Source organism: Acinetobacter psychrotolerans (assembly GCF_048552595.1).
Classification (GTDB): domain Bacteria; phylum Pseudomonadota; class Gammaproteobacteria; order Pseudomonadales; family Moraxellaceae; genus Acinetobacter.
Genome location: NZ_JBIMDK010000001.1, coordinates 174,216 through 196,426, shown reverse-complemented (window position 1 = coordinate 196,426; position 22,211 = coordinate 174,216). Strand labels below are relative to the sequence as shown.

Below are 22,211 nucleotides of genomic sequence, written 5' to 3'. Positions count from 1 at the left end.
GAGTAGTGGAATTATTGTGGATCTGCTTGAGTTGTTTTCAAAAGCGTTTGCAAATTAGCCGCTTTTGGTTTCACAAGCCAGAATTTACGACTATAGAAATCAAACTCATTGCGGATTTTATACGCCCAAGCACTACCTGTTTCAGCAATATGCTCATCTAAGATACGAAGTAAGAATTCTTTGTGTTCTTCCATCGCTTCTGTAGAAATACGGTTTAATTCAATCAATTCATGATTATAGTAATCGACAAAATCATTATCTAAGTCAAGTACATAAGCAAAACCACCAGTCATGCCTGCACCGAAGTTGTGTCCAACTTTACCAAGTACAGTCACAATACCGCCAGTCATATATTCACAACAATGGTCGCCTGCACCCTCAATGACGGCAAATGCGCCAGAGTTACGAACAGCAAAACGTTCACCCGCTGTACCCGCTGCGTATAATCTGCCACCAGTTGCGCCATACAAACAGGTATTACCAATGATTGCAGTTTCTTGCGTTTGGAATGGCGAACCTTTTGGTGGGAAGATCGATACACGACCGCCTGCCATACCTTTACCAACATAATCGTTGGCGTCACCCTCAAGGCTAATATGTAAACCGCCTGCATTCCAAACACCGAGTGATTGACCCGCTGTACCTGTTAAATTCATTTTAACAGGGTGCGCTTCCATACTGAGGTTACCATAGCGTTTCGCAATTTCACCTGACAAACGAGCACCAATTGATCGGTCACAGTTACCCACTGCAAAATGGAACTCACCACCTGTATTTGCTTCAATTGCAGGTAACATTTCAGCCACCATTTTTTCTGCAAGTACACCTTTATCAAAAGGCTCATTTCCTTGTACTTGGCAATACTGCGCCTTACCTTCAGCAGAAGGATGTGACTCTAACAATGCACTTAAATCAATGTTTGCGTGCTTATCTGTTTCACCAGGTAACATTTCAAGTAAATCTGTACGGCCAATCAAATCTTTAAGACTTGATACACCTAGTGCTGCTAACCATTCACGTGTTTCTTCTGCAATAAAGTGGAAGAAGTTAATCAGCATCTCTGGCTCGCCAATATAATGCTCTTGACGTAAATGATCTTGTTGAGTCGCAACACCTGTTGCACAGTTATTTAAGTGACAAATACGTAAGTATTTACAACCCAATGCAATCATTGGTGTGGAACCAAAACCAAAACTTTCCGCACCAAGAATGGCTGCTTTAACCACATCTAGACCTGTTTTCAAACCACCATCAGTTTGTACACGAACCTTTCCACGAAGGTCATTTACACGAAGTGCCTGATGTGCTTCTGAAAGACCCAATTCCCAAGGCGAACCTGCATGGTGAATTGAAGAAAGTGGTGAAGCTGCTGTACCACCGTCATAACCTGAAATGGTAATGAAGTCGGCATAAGCTTTCGCTACGCCCGCAGCAATTGTCCCTACACCTGGTTCAGATACAAGTTTCACAGAAACCATGGCTTTTGGATTGACTTGTTTCAAGTCAAAGATCAATTGTGATAAATCTTCAATTGAATAAATATCATGATGTGGTGGCGGTGAAATCAAAGTCACACCCGGGACTGAATAACGTAAACGAGCAATTAAGCCATTCACTTTACCACCAGGTAGCTGACCACCCTCACCCGGTTTTGCACCTTGTGCAACTTTGATTTGTAGAACTTCCGCAGACATTAAGTACGCAGGCGTTACACCAAAACGACCCGATGCAATTTGTTTGATTTTCGAGTTACGGATTGTGCCATAGCGTGCAGGGTCTTCGCCGCCCTCACCAGAGTTTGAACGACCACCAATGGTATTCATGGCAATTGCAATTGCTTCATGCGCTTCTGGTGATAATGCACCTAAAGACATTCCTGCCGAATCAAAGCGTGGCAAGATGTCTGCAACTGATTCAACTGCCTCTAAAGCAATAGGATGATCAGTTTTCAGTTTCAGTAAATCACGAATTGTCGCAATTGGGCGTGTATTTACAAGTTCTGCATATTCTTTAAAGTCAGCATAATTCCCTGAACGTACCGATTTATGCAAAGCATTAATTACGTCTGGGTTAAATGCATGATATTCCTTATCGAATACGAATTTCAGCAAACCGCCTTGCTCGATTGGTTTACGTGCTTTCCACGCAAGATCTGCTAATTTTTTCAAATCATTTTCAAGGTCTACAAAGGTTGCACCCTTGATACGACTTGGCACACCTACGAAGCATTTACCCACAACTTCTTCAGATAAACCAACCGCTTCAAATAACTGTCCACCACGATAAGATGCGACTGTAGAGATACCCATTTTCGAAAGAACTTTGAGCAAACCTTTATCGATACCTTTGCGGAAGTTCGCTTGTGCATGAATTGGATCACCCAATAATTCACCTTTTGCAATCAAATCATTGATCACATCATAAGCAAGATATGGATAAATCGCTGTCGCACCGAAACCTAAAAGTACTGCAAACTGATGTGCATCACGTGCTAAAGCAGTTTCGACAATGATGTTTGCATCGGTACGTAAACCAACATTCATTAAATAATGATGGATCGCACCTGTAACCATTGCTGCATTGGCAGGTAAGAAACCTTGGCGAATTTTACGATCTGAAATGACCAGTAAAGTTTTACCATCACGAATCGCTTGTGCAGCTTCTTCACAAATACGTGAAATTGCCGCTTCAAGACCTTCTGTTTCAGCATAGTTCAAATCGATATCTGCAATTTCGTAACCTTTACGACCACTGGTACGAATTTGATGCATTTTAGAATTTGAAAGCACTGGGCTTGATATAATTAAACGATCTGCATGCTCTGGGCTTTGCTCAAAAACATTTTGCTCACGACCAAAACACGTTTCCAAAGACATTACGATTGATTCACGTAATGGGTCGATTGGTGGATTAGTCACTTGGGCAAATTGTTGACGGAAATAATCACTCACATGGCGTACTTGGCGAGACAATACTGCCATTGGCGTATCATCACCCATTGAACCTACCGCTTCTTGACCGCTTTCAGCGATTGGACGAAGCAGTTGATCACGCTCTTCAAATGTCACCATAAACATTTTTTGAGAAGCTTTGAGGTCATCACCTTTTAAGCCTTGATCACACAAATATTCTTCAAGTTCTGGGCTACCTTGAACACGTACAGAATTTGCACGTAACCATTCACGGTATGGACGCATTTTTTTCAGGTGATTGCTGACATCTTTAGTATCGAGCATCTTACCTGTGAATGTATCAATCACAAGAATTTGACCTGGACCCACACGCCCTTTCGATATGACATCTTCAGGCTTATAGCCCCACACACCAATTTCTGATGCAAGTGTGATGTAACCATTTTTCGTGATCACCCAACGTGCAGGACGTAAACCATTACGGTCAAGCATACAAATTGCATGGCGACCATCTTGAATCACTAAACCTGCTGGGCCATCCCAAGCTTCCATATGCTTAGAGTTAAACTCATAGAATGCACGTAAGTCTGCATCTAAAGTCTCTACATTCTGCCAAGCCGGCGGAACAAGCATGCGTAATGCACGGAATAAGTCCATTCCACCACCAACCAGAATTTCAAGCATATTATCCATACTTGAAGAGTCCGAACCAGTGCGGTTTACAATTGGATTGAGCTCTGTTAAACCAGGTAATAATGGGTTTTCAAATTTAGGCGCGCGTGCAACAGCCCAGTTACGATTTGCTGTAATGGTGTTAATTTCACCATTATGAGCAAGATAACGGAATGGTTGTGCCAAAGGCCAGCGTGGTAATGTATTGGTAGAAAAACGTTGATGGAATACCACAATATGTGATGCTAAACGCTCATCTGCAAGGTCTGTATAGAAGTCTGCAATATAAGCAGGCATCATCAAACCTTTATAAGTGATCACTGTAGAGCACAGTGTGGTCACATAAAAGTATGCATCATTGGTAATTTTTTGTTCTGCACGACGACGCGCCATAAATAATTTACGGTTGAATTCAACCTCTGTCACACCCATTGGGCAATTGACAAAAATTTGCTCAAATGCAGGTAAAGACTGCATGGCGATAGAGCCTAAAGCATCGTTATTGGTTGGAACAACACGCCAACCAATGACACGACATCCTTCTTCTTCAATTTCTTTGGTCAATATCTGTTTTGCATGAGCAGCAAGCGCAGGATCTAAGTTTAAAAATACGGTTCCGACAGCAAAAACTTCGCTCAGGGTAATATCACTAATTTTTTTTGCTTCTTCACGGAAAAAAGCTTTAGGCATAGCCAATAACAATCCGCAACCATCACCGGTCTTACCATCTGCAGCAATACCACCACGGTGCGTCATGCAACTTAGACTATGAATTGCGGTCTTGACTAAGTCGTGACTTTGATCACCTTGCATATGGGCGATCAAACCGAAACCACAGTTATCTTTAAACTCGTCAGGTTGGTATAAACCTTGAGCGGGAGCTACAGTATTAGGCGATGGCATGTGCATAGCGTACCCTTCTTCTACATAGGCCCATATGGGCGAAAAACCTTCAAACTCTAAATTTCGACTTTCAAGTTCAATCCTATCCTCAAGTAAAGCACTGAGTCACGATTTAACTCCAGTCCGTTCTCACTTTAATTGCAAAAATTTTTTACAGCTTTCGCACTGAATTAAAGCATCAACTTAAACCTAGATCGCACACTAATTGAATTGTTTCGCGCTAAAACAGTGACAATTAACTCAACTAGCTCGACAATAAAGCAAAAAATATGCCAATTAATATTTCCATTCACCAAACAACTCAAATATATTGAAATAAAAGCCTTATTAAAAATTTAGACAAATTTATCACTTAAAATATCGCACTAATATTGTGCGAATTATTATTTTTATACACTAAACCGCTCTATTTTAGAACCACTTTAATTAAAGGGATCACTGACTTGATGTTCAACTGCTTTTTTATCTGTAGAACCTGCAGATGATTCTTTATTTTTGCTCGAAGATTGTGCAACCGAGGATTGTGATTTTTCAACATCAACAACATTACCCGATTCATCACGACGAGTAATGGTTGTTTTCGTTGTTGCTGCCGACCCTGTTACCGCAGCAAGTACAGATTTGGCTTGAGCCAATAATGTTTCATCAATCACAGGCAGTGGTGCAGATTTTAATTTGACTTCGTACAGTTTGTTACCGCCAGCCATTTCATCGGATCCCAAATCATTCACAGCATCCATATATTTTTCAAATTGGACAGCTTGAGGATGAATTGTATTGGGTAATTTTATATTTAATTGTTTGAGTTGAGTTTTCGCTTGATCATCCGTTTTAAACACACCATAAGCTAAAACATATTGTTCAGCCTGATCTTCACCACTTAAACGGAAATAAATAAAATTTTTACGATCAATTTGTTTTTTTAGAAAACTTCGAATGATATCTTCATCTGTCACTTTAAAAAGCTCAATTGTCCAAGCTTTCTTGTTTTCTTGAAAAAATTTAGTACCTCGAAATTCTGGATCGTGACTACCTAGTGTCGCCGTCACACGAGTCGTCATTTCTATAGGACGAACTTCATCCATTAAGCTCCCCAGATGTGTAGAGGCAGCAACCTTTTCAGGTTGAATTTGAACTTGAGTTTCTTCTATAGGATTAGTCACTGTGACTAAATCCTTGTTATCCGTCACTATCCAAAAAATAAAGGCAGCAATAAGGCACAACACTCCACCAATTAACCAAATATATTGTCGAATATTTTGCCAATTTGAACGAATTGTTGCCATGTGAAACTAACCTTTTCTATATCTGATTCGCTAAGATCGCTTGTTTCATCAACTCTACGTCAAAGTCTTTAGTAATGACTGCTTGACCGAGTTGCTTGATCAGTATTAAACGAAGTTGTCCGTTTAATACTTTTTTGTCGTGCGACATATAAGCTAAAAATTCATCAAGTGGAATTTTAGGACATGCTACAGGTAATTGAGCACGTTGTATGATTTTTTTTGTACGTTCAAGATCATTCTGTGAAATCCATCCCATTCTCTGTGAGAGATCTGCTGCCATCACCATACCTGTTGCAACAGCTTCACCGTGTAGCCAAACACCATAACCTAAGTAAGATTCAATAGCATGACCAAAGGTGTGCCCCAGATTTAGTAAAGCTCTTTCACCTTGTTCTTTTTCATCATTAGCAACAATGCGGGCTTTATGCGCACATGAACGATAAACAGCTTCAGCTAATAATTCTGGATCTTGCGCAATTAATCCTTCCATATTCACTTCTAGCCAAGTGAGAAACTCCTCATCACAAAGTAGCGCATATTTAATCACTTCGGCTAATCCTGCTGAAAGCTCTCGTGCAGATAATGTCTTCAATTGAGCCATGTCAGCCAAAACCACTTGGGGCTGTTGGAATGCACCAATCATGTTTTTACCGAGTGGATGATTAATACCTGTTTTCCCACCGACACTTGAATCAACTTGAGACAATAAAGTTGTTGGCACTTGAATAAAATAAACCCCACGTTGGAAACAAGCAGAGGCAAAACCTGCCATATCCCCAATAACACCACCGCCTAGAGCCAATACGGTACAATCGCGATTAAAACCAGCCCCAAGCAGTGCATCAAAAATTAGATTTAAATGTTCTATATTTTTATATTTTTCACCATCAGGCAATATACAGGTCGCAACTTGCTTACCCAATTGCGTAATCGCTTCAGCGTAATGCGAGAGGTATAAAGGTTGAACCGTTGTATTGGTCACGATCATCACTTGACGACCATCAATATAAGGTTCAAGTAATTCTTGCGGATTTAAATGACTACCAATAAAAATTGGATAACGACGTTCGCCCAGTTCTACATGTAAAGTTTGCATGACTCTGCCAAATAACAATTAACTATAATTGATTAATGAATTTCTTGCGAAACAATAAGCTGCAATATTTTATGCGCTAAATCTCGTGCCGCACCTTGGTTGGTTTCAATAATATAATGCGCAACATCACGATAAAGTGGATCCCGTATTTTGAGTAAATCTCTTAACTTTTGTTCAGGATGTTCTACTTGTAATAAAGGACGATTTTTATCTCGATGTGTACGTAATAATTGAATTTCAACAGGCGTATATAAATAAATCACAATTCCACGACGCTTAAGATACTCACGATTCATTGCTTGGGTCACTGCGCCGCCGCCAGTTGCAACCACCAAATCTTTCATTAAGGTCAAATCATCGATCACGAGCGTTTCTCTTGTACGGAAACCTTGCTCACCTTCTTTTTCAAAAATCCAAGGAATTGAAGCCCCTGTTTTTCTTTCTATTTCATGATCGCTGTCTAAAAACTCTCGACCCAACAATTCCGCCAAATGCCGACCAACTGTTGTCTTCCCTGCTCCCATGGGCCCTACCAAATAAATATTTGGCAGGGTTTCAAACTCTTTGCTTGGCAAGGAGTCACCTATCGAATTGCTTTCATTGAAAGTATATTAATGATTTCTAGTACGGCTGTCATTAACAATTCTTGGCGTTACAAAGATTAGCAATTCACGTTTGTTTTCCGTTTTTGCATCTTTACGAAATAATCGCCCTAAATAAGGTATATCCCCGAAGAAAGGTACTTTAGTTTGAGTATTCGACGTTTCTTGTTCGAAAATCCCACCTAAAACAACAGTTTCCCCATTATCCACCAACACATTGGTATTGATTTCATTTTTATTCAGGATAACTTCACCATTCGGTGCAACCCCACCACGTGAGTCACTGGTAATATTCAACTGCATTTGCACCTTACCATCAGGTGTAATACTTGGTGTCACATCTAAACTGAGTAAAGCATCTTTAAATTCAGTTGTTGCAGTCGATGCTCCACCTGCTGTTGATGTTGTTTGATAAGGAATTTGTTGTCCTGAAGAAACTTTGGCTTTTTGCTTATCCGCTGTCAAAACTTTTGGTGTTGAAATCACCTCACCATAACCATCGGCTTGTAGTGCAGATAACTCTAAATCCAACATAAAATCAGACAGGCTGATTAATCCAAATGCTATTTTACTTGCGCCAGCAGTCGTTACGCCAAGATCTACGTTAAGATTATCTGGTCGATTAATGGTGTATTTCCCATCATCATCCGGATCTCTTAAATCCCATAACGTTTGATCACTACCACCAACAAGCAAGTCGTTATTGCGTGTAACTCCCTGAGAGAGAATTCCCCACTTAACACCCATTTCTTTGGTAAAATCTGTTGTTGCACGTACAATGCGCGCTTCAACCATTACTTGTTTAACTGAAACGTCCAATAAATCAATCATTTTACGAATTTGATCAATTTTTTGTGAAGTATCATTAATAATTAAAGTATTAGTCCGAGGATCCGTCGAAATTGTTCCACGAGGACTCAGTAAAGAACCAACACTATCACCTAATGTATCTACACCACCGCTCGCAGACCCACCAGAAGATGTATTACTATTCTTACCTTGTACAATAAGTTTTTCAATATCTGTCGCTTTTGCATAATTCAACTGAACGTATTCTGTTTGCAAAGGTGACAATTTCACACTTTGTGCTAAAGCCTTTGCTTCATCTTCTTCAGATTTAATCAACTCTGTAACGGGTGCAATCCAAATAACACTACCATTACGACGTTTATCTAAATTCTTCGTTTTCAAGATAATATCTAAAGCTTGATCCCAAGGAACATCTTTTAAACGTAAAGTGATATTTCCTTGTACCGTGTCTGCCGCCACCATATTGATGCCAGTAAAATCTGCAAGCAATTGCAATACACGACGCACTTCAATATCTTGGAAATCTAAGGAGATTTTTTTACCTGTATATGATTGACTTGCTCCAGGGCGTACAAGTTTATTTTCTGCAGGACGCTTTAAACTGACAGTCAATTTATTTTCTGCTTGATACGCCATATACTCATAGCTCCCTGCAGACTGAATGGTAATCACACCGTTACTTCCATCATTATAAGCATCAACAGATGAAACAGGTGTTGCGAAATCATTCACATTTAAACGACGAATCAAATGTGTAGGAATTTTATTTCCTAACGTACGAATAACAACTTTACTACCTTGCTGCTGCACATCTACAGGCGTATTTGCACCAGTTAAACTTACAAATACTTGCCCTTCTCCTGCATTTCCACGCTGAAAACCAATATCAGCAATTCCCTGAGATTGTTTTGACGTATTTGAAGTGCTTAAGTTTGGTAATGCCGCAGCTTGACTGGCATTATTGATTTTTAAAATAAATGTATTGCCTTCAACACGTGTTGTAAAAGCACCACTATCCTTCAAATTCACAGTTACACGTGAACGTTGATTATCCGCAGCGACCTCGACTGTTGATGCTTCATCACTTGCTACAGGAATACTGGTTTGGCTTAAATTCTGTTTAGCATTATCAAAATCTAAAATTAATCGTGATGGATTTTCTAATTGATAAGCCTGCGGTTGTGGTGGCAAACCATTAAACATCACACGAATTTCTGTACCTTGCCCTGGAATTTTCATTGGGACAATATTCGTCATTGTTGTTTGTGCTACAGCGACTTGCATGATCGCAATAGAAACAGCCGCCATAGTAAATTGACGAAGGTGACTATTCATAAACTTACCATCCCCACTAAAGATACATTTCAAACTATTTTTCATTTTTATTCCTTAATTTAGTTTCAATCCACTGGACCTACTAGAACTAAACTCCGTGGTCTTTCTATATAACCGTCACGACCATCTGGAACGATTTCCAATAAATCTATACGAGTCGGTGTAATCTCAACAATTCGTCCCTGATTCATCCCCATATAATTACCTTGCTGAACACGTTCAATTTCACCATCAGGTGTTTGAATCAATCCAACAATTTGCCCCGCATTCCCCTTCATACTGCCTTTCAGTGTCAACGACTCTAAAGGATAGCTTTCTAGCGGTTGCGTCTGTCTTGAAAAATTAGGATAAACGCGTTTACCTGACATTATTTTTAATTCATTGGCCAACGAGTTTGGTAAAAAAGGACTCCGCAATTGTTGTGCGGAATAACTAAAACTCGGAACAGGCGTAAATACAGGTGCTGGCTCAATCGGCAATGGCTGCTCATTTCGAATATTTGCCATTTGTTGATTGACAGCATCTATACGAGAATCACATCCGACCAAAAGCATCGCAAATGAGACTCCACAAATCATGTGACTTAGTTTTTTCATTGTGGCTTCCCTCCTTGCGGCGCTGTTGCTGTACCTGAAGCGGTAGCTGATTTCTCTGCATTTTGCTCATCAGCACCGATATAACGATAGGTTTTTGCTTTAATTGTATAATCTACAATAGGTACATCTGATTTTTTATCTTGGCTTGGCGTACCTGTAATAGTGAAGTCATGTAGCGTTACTATTCGAGGTAAGACAGCAATACTACTCACAAAACTACCAAATGAATGATAATCACCTGTCGCATCAATCGAAATTGGCTGTTCGATAAAAAATTCTTGTCTTACTTCAGGTTCTAATTTGATATTTTTAAATTTCAAACCAGAGCTGACCCCAGTGACGTTAATATCTTCAACCAAACTTGGAATTTCAGTTTCTTTTGGAAGCTGCTCTAACTGTTGATTAAAATTCATTTCCATTTGCTGCAATTGAGCTTGATATTGCTGCAAATTTCTTAATTTTGAATCTTTTTCTTTAAACTCATTCAGCAAATTTTGCTCAACAGTCCGCGCTTGATCAATCGCATCTAATTTAGGTTTAATTGCTAAAAAATAACCAATTGCACACACTACAAAGAATAAAAATAACCAACACGTTAGTTTGACTGATAATGGCCAACTACCATAATTATTCATATCTAAGGTATTGAACTGTTGGAAAAACTTATCAACAGACATTTTGTTTTTCTTTGGTGCATCTTTTATGGATGAATCAATTTTCTCGAAATCTTCACGACTCATTTTGCACCCCCAGCAGCTGGAACTTGTACAGCTTTTTTAGCAGCATTTTCATCTGGTACAGCAGATGCAATTTCTCCAATATCTACAGTGACTACAAAACTTCCATAAGACTCTTCTACGCGAGGAATTATAGAACTTTGCCCTTTATTTTTATTTTCTTCCGCAGCCAAGAATGAATTCATAAATGCATTACGATACCATTCGGAAGCCTCTAAACCACGTAGTAATTCAGCCACAGTATTTGGGCTTTCAGCCTTGCCTTCGATGGTAAATTTATCACCAACTCGGCTAAATTTCGTAATATACATTTGAGTTGGCGTTACACGTACAAGCTCATCAACTAAACGTACAATAACAGGACGCTGACCCTGTAAACCTTGGATCAACTTCATACGTTCAATAATCGCATTACGACGCTCTTGCAAGCCATCTAATGTTTTCAATTGAGTATCTAGATTTTGATTGGTACTGGTCACCAATTGATTGGCTTGCTCTTGGTCTTCCAATTGCTGGTTAAAGAAAAACCATGTGAGTAGTACCGTTAATAAACCAATCAGTGCAACACCAACACATATTGCAACGAATTGTTTTTTTCGCTGTTCTCTTAGCTCATCGCGCCAAGGGAGTAGGTTAATCTTTGCCATTAATCAAAACTCCTCAAAGCTAAGCCACACGCAACCATCAGTGACGGTGCATCATTCTCTATTTTTTTCAAGTCAATTTGTGGTGAGAACCCCATTTGCAAGAAAGGATTTGCAATAGTGACGCGATAGCCCAGTTTTTGTTGTAATAATTTTGCCAAACCAGGGATATTCGCATTTCCCCCAGCCAATAAAATATGATCGATTTCATTAAATTGAGAAGATGAAAAGAAGAATTGTAGTGAACGTGCCGCCTGTTGAACAACAGCTTCAAGAAATGGCATCAATACTTCTGTTTCAAAATCATCAGGTAATGTACGATCTTTTTTTGCACGACCTGCTTCTTCATAAGACAGACCATATCTATTTTGTACATCTTGAGTCAGCTGCTTTCCGCCAAAGACTTGTTCACGCGTATAGATAATTTTGCCTTTCTGTACAACAGATAGCGTCGTCATCGTATGACCGATGTCTAAAACACCAACCATATTTACGCCAATCGGTAAAGTATCAGAAAATACGTCAAAAGCACGCTCTAGCGCATAACTTTCAACATCAGCGATTTTGGGTGATAACCCTGCGATTTCTAAGACTTCAACACGAGATTCAATGTTTTCAAAACGCGTAGCAACCAATAAAACATTGACACGATTTGCCATTGCCAACTTATCATTAAGCACTTCAAAATCTAAACTGACTTCATCAAGTGGAAAAGGAATATATTGTTCCGCATCCATTCGAATCTGAACTTCCCGCTCTTCCTCAGTCATATCAGCATCCATCTCGATGACTTTGTGGATCACCATAGATGTTGGTACTGCAACAGCAACGTTTTGCGATTGGGGATTAGCAATATTCACTGCTCTTTCCAACGCATCTGCAACTGCTTCTGGATTCAGAATGTTTTTTTCTACAACACTCCCCTCAAGCAAAGGACTTAATCCATAGCTTTCAACCCAGTAACGACCGTTTTTAACAGAGAGTTCTAAAATTTTTACAGAAGTAGAACTAATATCTACTCCTATCAACCCCTTATTTGGCTTACGATATAGTCTAAGCACGATGATTTCCTATTATTTTTTTATCCCCAAGTAATAACACAAACCGACTGCTATTGGTCTTAATTTTTAACAGATACAATATCGCATCTAACAATCTGTTAAATGAAAAGTTATACTGACCAACAATTAGTTTGCCATTAGCTATTATTAAAACTTACTTGTTATGAAAAAGCTATCTTGTTCCGGTTATATTCATCCCTTTTTTTTGCTGATTATTATTGTCTTAGTCGCAATTCCGATGGGCTTTTATGGCATGTATCTATATATTGCCCCATCCCTACCAGAAATGAGCTCTTTAAAAAAGGCGCCATTGCTTAAACCGTTGCAAGTTTACACTGCTGATAATCAGTTAATTGCAGAGTATGGTGGTAAACTTTCTGTTCCAGTTGAATACGAGCAGATCCCACCACATCTTATTCATGCATTTCTAGCAGCAGAAGACTCTTCGTTTTTTGAGCACAGTGGTGTCAGCTTTAAAGGCTTAGGTCGTGCTGTCAGTGAAACCGTGACAGGTGGTGCGCAAACAGGTGGTTCAACCATCACCATGCAAGTCGCGAAAAACTACTATTTATCACCTGAACGCACATTAAAGCGCAAACTTACAGAAGTTTTCTTAGCACGTAAAATAGAACAAAGCTTATCAAAAGAAGACATTTTATCTTTATATGTGAATAAAATATTTTTAGGTAAAAATGCTTACGGTATTGCTGCTGCTGCAAAGATTTATTATGACAAAAGTTTAGATCAGCTCAGTATTGCTCAAATGGCAATGATTGCAGGCTTACCTAAAGCACCCTCTAAATACAATCCTGTGGTCAATCCAGAACGTGCTTTAGAACGCCGTAATTGGATTTTAGGTCGTATGCTGCAATTAGGTTATCTAAATCAAGCTGAATACCAAAAAGGCGTTGCTGAACCCATCAATTTAAGTATGCCTGACCGAGGAATTAATAATAAATTTCCCTATGTAGGTGAAATGGTTCGTTCTGAACTGGTCGAAAAATTTGGTGAGCAAGCGACAGATTCTGGTTATAAAGTTTATACGACGGTGGATAGTAAACGTCAGCAATATGCAGAAGAAGCAGTACAAAAAGGCTTAGAAGATTATGATCGTCGTCATGGTTGGCGAGGTGCAGAAGCGCATGATAAGCCTTTAAAAGATTTCATTCCGTATGCAAATACCTATCCTGCTGAAGTAATTAAAGTGAGTAATAATAGCTTTGATGCCAAGATGCAAGATGGCTCGACCGTCACCGTTCCATGGTCAGGCATGTCTTGGGCAAGAAAATATATTAATGCCAATGCCGTGGGTGGTGCACCAAGTCGTGCTTCTCAAATTGTCACAGTCAAAGATATTATTCGTTTAAGACCCAATGAAAATAAAACAGCTTGGTCACTGGTACAAACCCCAAAAGCACAAGGTCAATTGATTGCGATTAATCCGAATGATGGTGCAATTGAAGCCGTTGTCGGTGGTTATAATTTTTATCAATCTAAATTTAACCGTGCAACTCAAGGTTGGCGTCAACCGGGTTCAACCATTAAACCGTTTATATATGCTTTGGCGCTTGAACGAGGCATGACCCCCTACTCTATGGTGAATGATAGTCCAATCACTATAGGGCGATGGTCACCAAGAAACTCAGACGGTCGTTATTTGGGAATGATTCCTTTACGCCGTGCATTATACTTATCTCGAAATACTGTGTCGGTGCGTTTATTACAGAGTGTTGGCATTGAACGAGCGCGTCAATTATTGATGGATTTTGGCTTACAAGACGACCAAATACCACGTAACTTCACCATTGCATTGGGTACGCCACAAGTGTTACCTGTTCAAATGGCAACAGGTTATGCGACTATCGCCAATGGTGGTTATCGTGTTCAACCGCACTTCATCACTCGTATTGAAGATGCCTACGGTAAAGTCATTTACGAAGCCAATCCTGAGTATGCATGTATTCCATGTATTAATCAAAAAGACACCCCTGCTGATACTGCATCGATCACTCCTGATGATGAAGTGATTGATGGCGCAACACTTAACACGATTGAACCTCAAATAGCACTCAGCAAAGAAGAGCAAAGTAAATACAAACAAGCACAGCGTATTTTAAAATCGCAATCTGCTTTTGATATGGCCAATATTCTTCGCGATGTAATCCTACACGGTACAGGTCGTGCAGCATTGAAAATTGGTCGTGATGATATCGGTGGTAAAACAGGAACAACCAATGATGCAAAAGATGCTTGGTTTGCTGGTTTTAATGGCAAATTAGTGACGATTGCTTGGGTCGGTTTTGACCAACCATCTACATTAGGTCGTCGTGAATATGGTGGTATTGCCGCACTTCCAGTGTGGACAAGTTTCATGGATCAAGCCTTAAAAGGTACACCATCGGCTTGGGTTCATTTTGATAAAGATGCCAAAGCACCTGTTTCCCGTGAACAACGTAGCCTAGACCCTGAACAAAACAATGAGGATTATCGCAGCTCACCACCGCTAGCACGTCCGATTTATAGACCTGCGCCAACATCACCAACACGCAACTCTTCAAATGACTTTGAAGATCTGCCTGATGATAATCCGGAACAGACTCTTAAACCCAATACATCAACGCCACCGACAATGAATCATGCGACGACGCCAAAACGTGAAAATGACTCAATGGAAAAACTCATTAATGAGGTGCAGTAATTTAAAGTCTAATTTTTAGATTTAAAAGCTGCTTCTCAAATAAAAAACAAAACGCCATCAATTTGATGGCGTTTTGTTTTCAATGACTCAGGAGTTGAGAGAATCACTTTTTCTGAAAAAGATAAATTTGGAATGCAGCCTTTAATTGTGTACTTCCCTGCTCTTCCAAAGCCTGCCTTTTCTCAGGTTTCGCCTTATAAGCATACGGTGTCATCGCAATCAGGTTCTTTAATTGTTGTTGATCTAAAGTAAATTCTGACTCAACGATGGGCTGTTCGATCAGCTCAAATGCATCTTGTAATTGTTCAACGAATTTATGCGGATCATGCTCATTCACTTCATCAAATAAAGCTTCACGCATTGCAAATAAATGTGCAGGTGCAGGGGTTACTACAATCAAATAAGCCTGTGGCTTTAACACTCGAAGAATTTCTTCTTTCGGGATTGGACTAAACAAGCTTGTACATAAATCAATAGAATGATCTAAAACAGGAAGCGTTGCCCCTGTTCCCACCACCCAAGTAATATTTTTATTTAATTTTGCTGCTACTTGCACCGCATTTTTGGCAATATCCACCCCCATACATTGCATCACTTCCGCTTGCATTGCATCTGTGTAATAACCCTCACCACAGCCAATATCCAATAAATTTTCTATCCGCAATTCACGAATTTTTTCGACAAGAGCGTGCTGTAAAGGTGCATAAAACCCTGCACTTAAAAATGCACGGCGTGCTTGTACTGACTCAGATGTATCCCCTGGGTTTTTACTATGTTTATGCTGCACCACGTGTAAATTAACATAGCCTTGTTTTGCCACATCATAGCTATGATTGTTTAAACAGCGCCATGTGCGATCGGTTAAGCTGAGTGCTTCACGACATACTGGACACATCAACAAATTCATAACATTCTCCAAACTCATTTTAAAGCCATAAAAAAAGTCGACAGATGCCGACTTTCTCAAACAACTTTTGCTTAACGCAATTTTAAAGTCATTAGACCTAAAACTACCAGCATAATTGTAATAATCCAAAAACGAATGACGACTTGAGTTTCACGCCAGCCTTTTTTCTCATAATGATGATGCAACGGCGCCATGAGGAAGACACGTTTATTCCGCATACGCAGTGAACCAATTTGTAAGAATACTGATATCGCCTCTATTACAAATACGCCGCCCATAATAGCAAATACGATTTCTTGGCGAACCATTACCGCAATTGTACCGAGCATCGCACCCAACGATAATGCACCCACATCACCCATAAAAATTTGTGCAGGATGTGCGTTATACCAAAGGAAAGCCAAGCCTGCACCAATCATTGCTGCGCAGACAATCACCAATTCAGAGGTATATTTTACATAAGGAATATGTAGATAGTTGGCAAAACGAATATCACCCGCTAAATAAGCAAATACACCCAAACCTGCAGCAACCAAGACGATTGGCATGATTGCCAAACCATCTAAACCATCGGTTAAATTCACAGCATTTGAGCCACCATTAATCACCAAATAAGTGAAAATAATGAAGCCAATACCCAAAGGAATAGATGACAATGGAATGCTGAGATTTTTAAAGACAGGAATCAACAGATCCAACATATTCGCTGTATGTACAGGGTTTTCTTGTTGTGTTGCAATAACATACAACGCAATACCGGCACCTAATGAGCCAATAGACGTCCAGAAAAATTTCTTCTTGGCAGGTAAACCAGCATTGTCTTTATAACGAACTTTAATCCAGTCATCCGCCCAACCTACAGCACCAAAGATCACCATAACAGCTAAGACAATCCATACATATGGGTTAGATAAATCTGCCCACAACAAGGTACTGATACCAATCGAGAGTAAGATTAAAATCCCACCCATAGTTGGTGTACCCATTTTTTTTGCATGGTTTTCTGGCGCAAATGAGCTGACCGCTTGCCCATATTTTAAAGCTTGCAGCTTACGAATCATCACAGGCCCTAAAGCCCAACCAATCGCAAGTGAGGTCAGTACACTGAGCAATGCTCGTAACGATAAGTATCGAACAACTTGGAATGAGTTCTCGTAACCTGCCAAGTGTTGAAATAACCAAAACAGCATTAAACTTTCTCCATCAAATCAGCCATCAACGTTTCCATATGGGTATAACGAGAACCTTTGAACAGGAAACTCATGGACTGTGGTTGATGTGTCTCAATTAAACTTAACAATAAAGGTAAAGCTTGTTCTTGGCTAAGAAAAGCTTGTAATTTTTTACCGTACTGAGTGCTTCGAGCACCTTCTTGCGTTGCAGGTGAAAATTCACCAACTGCAACAACAAAGTTAATTCCTTTAACAGAAACTAAATCACGCCCTAACATATAATGTTGTTGGGCTGCGGTATTTCCTAATTCACCAATATCACCAATCACCATGACGTTAATGCTTTCTTGCTGCGCTAAAACCTCAGCAGCGGCACGCATGGAAGTCGGATTGGCGTTATAGGTATCATCAATAAATAAATAATGGTTTTTTTGAATGAAATTCAAGCGACCTTTCGCACCTTGTGCTGTTTCCAGGCCTGCAACAATATCATCCAAATGAACGCCAATTGCCAAAGCAAATGCTGTTGCAGCTTCTGCATTATGCACATTATGCTCACCTGCAAAAGGCAAATGCACAACACGACTGCCTTGTGGTGTATTGATGGTGAATGTTGCAGATTGCGCTTGTAGCTCTATTTCAGTTGCGAAAACATCACCACCATTGCCAAAACTTAAAACATTTTTAGTCTGTACAGCTTGACGAATGGCGTCAGTAAAATCATCTTGCGCAGGGATAATCGACGTTCCTGATTTATTAATATGCGCATAAATTTCAGATTTGGCACGACAAATACCATCACGCCCACCAAACTCACCTAAATGCGCAGTCCCAATATTAAGAATACCTGCTACATGAGGCTGCACCAAGTTGGACGTATAGTCAATTTCACCTTGATGGCTTGCACCCAACTCCATCACTGCATATTGATGCTCAGCTCGAAGCTCCAATAACATCATAGGTACACCAAGATCATTGTTCAAATTACCACGTGTAATCAGAGTCGGTGCTAAATGTGAAAGGATGCTGCCTAACATTTCTTTAGTGGTGGTTTTACCACTACTTCCTGTCAAAGCAATCACTTTAAGCTGTGAATGCTTTGCACGGCGATACGCACCTAAATACCCCAACGCTAAACGTGTATCTGCAACAACAAGTTGGCAAATATCTGCGTCTACAGGATGGCTCACAATCGCAATCTGACAACCACTTTCTGCAACTGGTGCAATAAAATCATGTGCATCAAAGCGCTCACCTTTGAGTGCTAAGAATGCATCACCAGATTCAGCATGGCGTGAATCTGTCAAAATACGCTTAATATCACCCTGCGGCGCTTTATCTAAATACCAATAACCTTGAGTCGCTTCAGCAAGTTGCTCTGCTGACCATGGCTCCAAAGGCACAGTACTGGTGGTAGATGTATGCATCTATTATTCCTACTGAGCTGGATAAGCTGAATTTGGTTTATGGTGCTGTGCATCAATCGCAGATTGCACTTCCACCACATCATCAAACCAATGGCGTACACCATCAATTTCCTGATAGTTTTCATGCCCCTTACCTGCAATCACCACAATATCTCCAGACTGGGCATTTTTTACCGCATATTTAATCGCTTCACGACGATCATGAATTTCATGTACATCATGCTGACTAAAATTAACGTCACGCTTCATATCTGCAAAAATTTGTTGCGAATCTTCAGTCCGAGGATTATCTGACGTAATCACAATTGGATTGGCTTGTTCTAAAGCTGCTTTAGTCATAAGAGGACGCTTACCGCGATCACGGTCACCACCACAACCAAACACTGCCCAAAGCTGATGTTCGACATGACGTTTTAAGGTTTTTAATACCTGCGTCAGCGCATCTGGCGTATGTGCATAATCGACGACAAATAAGCGATCTTCATCTCGAATCACTTGCATGCGCCCAGGCGCACCTTGCAATTGCGGTACAACAGCAATCAATTGTCTTAAATCAAAGCCTGCTTGTTCTGCCACAATCAAACTCGCCACTAGATTTTCAATATTAAAATGTCCCAAGAGTGGGCTTTGAACCGTAAACTCACCTTGTTCTGTTTTAAGATGGAATGTCGCACCATTCAAACTGTATTGAATCCCAAATACTTGGTAATCAGCGGCTTTAGACGTTGAATAGGTCAATACTTTAGGATGCGCTTGATTACTACTCGCAGCATCCAACATGATATTGGCATGTGCATCATCAATATTGATCACTGCAACTTTTAATGTTGGGAATTTAAATAAACGTGATTTTGCTTCTGCATAAGCTTCAAGTGTGCCGTGGTAATCCAAATGATCACGACTCAAATTACTATATGCAGCAATTTCAATATCACAACCATTTAAACGGCCTTGCTCTAAACCATGTGAACTGGCTTCCAAAGAAACAAATTCTGCACCTTGCTGAGCAAAGTCATGCAGTAAATTCTGCAAATGCAAAGCATCTAATGTCGTATGTGAAGAAGATTCAAGGTTGGGTAAAATACCATTCCCAGTCGTTCCCATCACCGCACATTTTTTGCCTTGTAACATTAACAATTCAGCCACTAAGCGTGAAATTGTAGTTTTACCATTGGTACCCGTCACTGCAAGTATTCGAGCAGCGTTGATAGGATTAGTTGCTTGTAAATATTGTTTTTGCCATGTACCCATCAAATGACGTACATCTGTGCAAACTAAAGCAGATTCCAAACCTAGATCAGTTTCACTAATGATTGCCAATGCACCTTTGTCTAATGCTGATTGTGCAAACTGAACGGTTTTTTCAGGCTGTGAATAACTGTTCAATGCAATAAAAATTTGACCAGATTGCACATAACGGCTATCTAGACTAAACCCTTGAAAAGGCTCAGCCATCCAAGGTTGTTTGGTTTCGACATCAAAAACATCTTGAAAACGAAGGGTCATGTTTCACCTATTTAGAAGCTTTTGCTGTTTCGAGTGGTTTGTCTAAAGGAACATTCATTAAACGTAACGATTCTTGCATAATACGTGCAAATACTGGCGCTGCAACAAGACCACCATAATATTGACCACGTGGGTTTTCCACCACAACAATAATCGCTAAACGTGGATCACTGATCGGTGCAACACCTGCAAATAAGGCACGATATTCGGTATTGGAATAACCACGATGATCTGGACGAAGCTTATGTGCTGTACCCGTTTTACCGCCAACACGATAACCTGGAATATTGGCTTGTTTAGCAGTACCACCTGGCATAGTGACCTGCTCTAACATCAATAACACCTCATCGGCTATTTTAGGTTCTAAAACCTGTTTGCCTTTGGGCTTATCATCCAACTTATACAGACTTAAAGGATATTCGACACCATGATTTGCCAACATGGCATAACCTTGAGCCAATTGTAAAATTGTCGCATTCAAGCCATAACCATAGGCCATAGTACCAATTTGCGATGAATTTAATTTTTCTGGTGAAACCACTAAACCGCCACTTTCGCCAGGGAACTTCACTGCTGAACGCTGACCAAAGCCTACCTTTCGAAAGAAACTCGGCAAAGTCTCTTTCGGAAGCGACAACGCAATTTTTGCTGAACCCACGTTGGATGATTTCACAATCACCCCAGTCACGGTTAACGAGCCATAGTTATGCGTATCTCGGATCGTGTGTGAGCCTAAAAGCATAGAACCAGGACTGGTATTAACCACTGAATTTGGTGTGTATTTCCCACTTTCCAGACCAGCAGCAATGGTGAATGGCTTCATGGTTGAACCTGGTTCAAACATATCAATTGCACCACGGTTACGCATTGCATCTTTATTATTTAAGCCATCCTTATCATTTGGATTATAAGAAGGCCAACTCGCCATTGCTAAAATTTCACCTGTTTTCACATCTACAGTGATTGCAGATGCAGATCGCGCATTATTGGCAACACCGACAGCTGTTAATTCGCGATACATAATATATTGCAGGCGAGAATCGATACTAAGTGTAATGTTTTCACCCGTCTTCACTTCTTTAACAACTTCAGGCGTGCTAATACGATTACCATGCTTATCACGAGAAATTTTTTGCTCACCATCTTCACCCGCAAGACGAGTATTGAGCTGCATTTCTAACCCCTCAATCCCCGAGCCTTCACTATTGGTTAAGCCAATAATCTGTGCATTGGGTTGAGGCTGCGGGTAATAACGCTTATAGGTTTTTTCTGCATACACTCCTGCAAATTTACGCTGTGTAATTAAATCTGCTTGAGGAGGCGGTACTTCTTTTTTGAGCACCAAATAACGAGAACGTGGACGATCCAATAATTTCTTTTTTAAATCAGAACGGTCAATACCCACAGCATCAGCCAACTCATCTAAATTTAAATTTTCATCGGGCAATTGACGCTTTAATTTACGACTATTCGGTGTTTTCTTTAATTCTGCAGTAATATTTTCAAATTGTTCTTTGGTTTCAAAATATTCACGCGGATCAATCACTACTTTCATAATCGGAGAGCTGATCGCTAAAGGTACGCCATGACGATCACCAATGACACCACGCATTGCCTTTAATTTTTCAGAACGCAAAATATTGGCATTGGCTTTATTCTGTAAAAAGTCTTTATTAATCACCTGCACATAGAATGCCCGACCAACCAGTCCAACAAAGCACAGCAGAACCACACCCCACATTAAATAAAAACGCCACATATCGACAGATACGGTGTTCTTCACTGTAATTGACGGTTGTTTTTTACGTGGTTGACGTGTTGGTTTATTTTGCTTATCGACCATACAG

At 40.1% G+C, this 22,211-nt stretch carries 15 protein-coding genes; 1 reads left to right on the top strand and 14 read right to left on the bottom strand.

Annotation, left to right across the window (positions count from 1 at the left end; translation table 11 throughout):
- Nucleotides 1–11 precede the first annotated feature (11 nt).
- From gltB to ACG94X_RS00820, 9 genes are all read right to left on the bottom strand, one after another.
- Nucleotides 12–4,487 carry a glutamate synthase large subunit gene (gene gltB, locus ACG94X_RS00860; protein ID WP_419381850.1) on the bottom strand — a complete coding sequence of 1,492 codons (4,476 nt, stop codon included), beginning with the start codon at nt 4,485–4,487 and terminating at the stop codon, nt 12–14.
- 422 nt (nt 4,488–4,909) lie between these two features.
- Nucleotides 4,910–5,773 carry a hypothetical protein gene (locus tag ACG94X_RS00855; protein ID WP_419381849.1) on the bottom strand — a complete coding sequence of 288 codons (864 nt, stop codon included), beginning with the start codon at nt 5,771–5,773 and terminating at the stop codon, nt 4,910–4,912.
- Between the two features lie 16 nt (nt 5,774–5,789).
- Nucleotides 5,790–6,869 (bottom strand): 3-dehydroquinate synthase, encoded by a 1,080-nt coding sequence (gene aroB, locus ACG94X_RS00850; protein WP_419381848.1) that lies wholly within the window; start codon nt 6,867–6,869, stop codon nt 5,790–5,792.
- 32 nt (nt 6,870–6,901) lie between these two features.
- Nucleotides 6,902–7,444 carry a shikimate kinase AroK gene (aroK, locus tag ACG94X_RS00845; RefSeq protein ID WP_419381847.1) on the bottom strand — a complete coding sequence of 181 codons (543 nt, stop codon included), beginning with the start codon at nt 7,442–7,444 and terminating at the stop codon, nt 6,902–6,904.
- A 36-nt stretch (nt 7,445–7,480) separates the two neighbouring features.
- The gene (locus ACG94X_RS00840; protein WP_419381997.1) at nt 7,481–9,616 is read right to left on the bottom strand and encodes a type IV pilus secretin PilQ; all 2,136 of its coding nucleotides are present in this window, start codon (nt 9,614–9,616) and stop codon (nt 7,481–7,483) included.
- A 65-nt stretch (nt 9,617–9,681) separates the two neighbouring features.
- Nucleotides 9,682–10,194, bottom strand: coding sequence for a pilus assembly protein PilP (locus ACG94X_RS00835; RefSeq protein ID WP_419381996.1), 513 nt, complete (start codon nt 10,192–10,194; stop codon nt 9,682–9,684).
- Between the two features lie 14 nt (nt 10,195–10,208).
- Nucleotides 10,209–10,952 (bottom strand): type IV pilus inner membrane component PilO, encoded by a 744-nt coding sequence (locus ACG94X_RS00830; RefSeq protein ID WP_419381846.1) that lies wholly within the window; start codon nt 10,950–10,952, stop codon nt 10,209–10,211.
- Nucleotides 10,949–11,596 (bottom strand): PilN domain-containing protein, encoded by a 648-nt coding sequence (locus ACG94X_RS00825; protein ID WP_419381845.1) that lies wholly within the window; start codon nt 11,594–11,596, stop codon nt 10,949–10,951. Before ACG94X_RS00825 ends, ACG94X_RS00830 begins: the two co-directional genes overlap by 4 nt.
- Nucleotides 11,596–12,654 (bottom strand): pilus assembly protein PilM, encoded by a 1,059-nt coding sequence (locus tag ACG94X_RS00820; RefSeq protein ID WP_419381844.1) that lies wholly within the window; start codon nt 12,652–12,654, stop codon nt 11,596–11,598. Before ACG94X_RS00820 ends, ACG94X_RS00825 begins: the two co-directional genes overlap by 1 nt.
- 163 nt (nt 12,655–12,817) lie before the next feature.
- Between ACG94X_RS00820 and ponA the strand changes: the two genes are divergently transcribed.
- Nucleotides 12,818–15,352, top strand: coding sequence for a penicillin-binding protein PBP1a (gene ponA / locus ACG94X_RS00815; protein ID WP_419381843.1), 2,535 nt, complete (start codon nt 12,818–12,820; stop codon nt 15,350–15,352).
- A gap of 103 nt (nt 15,353–15,455) precedes the next feature.
- On the opposite strand, the gene ACG94X_RS00810 is transcribed toward ponA, so the two are convergent.
- From ACG94X_RS00810 to ftsI, 5 genes are all read right to left on the bottom strand, one after another.
- A complete protein-coding gene (locus tag ACG94X_RS00810) occupies nt 15,456–16,259 on the bottom strand; it encodes a putative RNA methyltransferase (protein ID WP_419381842.1) in 804 nt (267 codons plus the stop codon).
- A 71-nt stretch (nt 16,260–16,330) separates the two neighbouring features.
- Complete coding sequence (gene mraY, locus ACG94X_RS00805) at nt 16,331–17,449, bottom strand: phospho-N-acetylmuramoyl-pentapeptide-transferase (protein ID WP_419381841.1); 1,119 nt, start codon at nt 17,447–17,449, stop codon at nt 16,331–16,333.
- Nucleotides 17,449–18,858, bottom strand: a complete 1,410-nt coding sequence (locus ACG94X_RS00800; RefSeq protein WP_419381840.1) for a UDP-N-acetylmuramoyl-tripeptide--D-alanyl-D-alanine ligase — start codon at nt 18,856–18,858, stop codon at nt 17,449–17,451. The genes mraY and ACG94X_RS00800 overlap by 1 nt, the downstream gene beginning before the upstream one ends.
- 9 nt (nt 18,859–18,867) lie before the next feature.
- Nucleotides 18,868–20,364 (bottom strand): UDP-N-acetylmuramoyl-L-alanyl-D-glutamate--2,6-diaminopimelate ligase, encoded by a 1,497-nt coding sequence (locus tag ACG94X_RS00795; protein WP_419381839.1) that lies wholly within the window; start codon nt 20,362–20,364, stop codon nt 18,868–18,870.
- 7 nt (nt 20,365–20,371) lie between these two features.
- Nucleotides 20,372–22,207, bottom strand: a complete 1,836-nt coding sequence (gene ftsI, locus ACG94X_RS00790; RefSeq protein WP_419381838.1) for a penicillin-binding protein PBP3 — start codon at nt 22,205–22,207, stop codon at nt 20,372–20,374.
- Between the last annotated feature and the right edge of the window lie 4 nt (nt 22,208–22,211).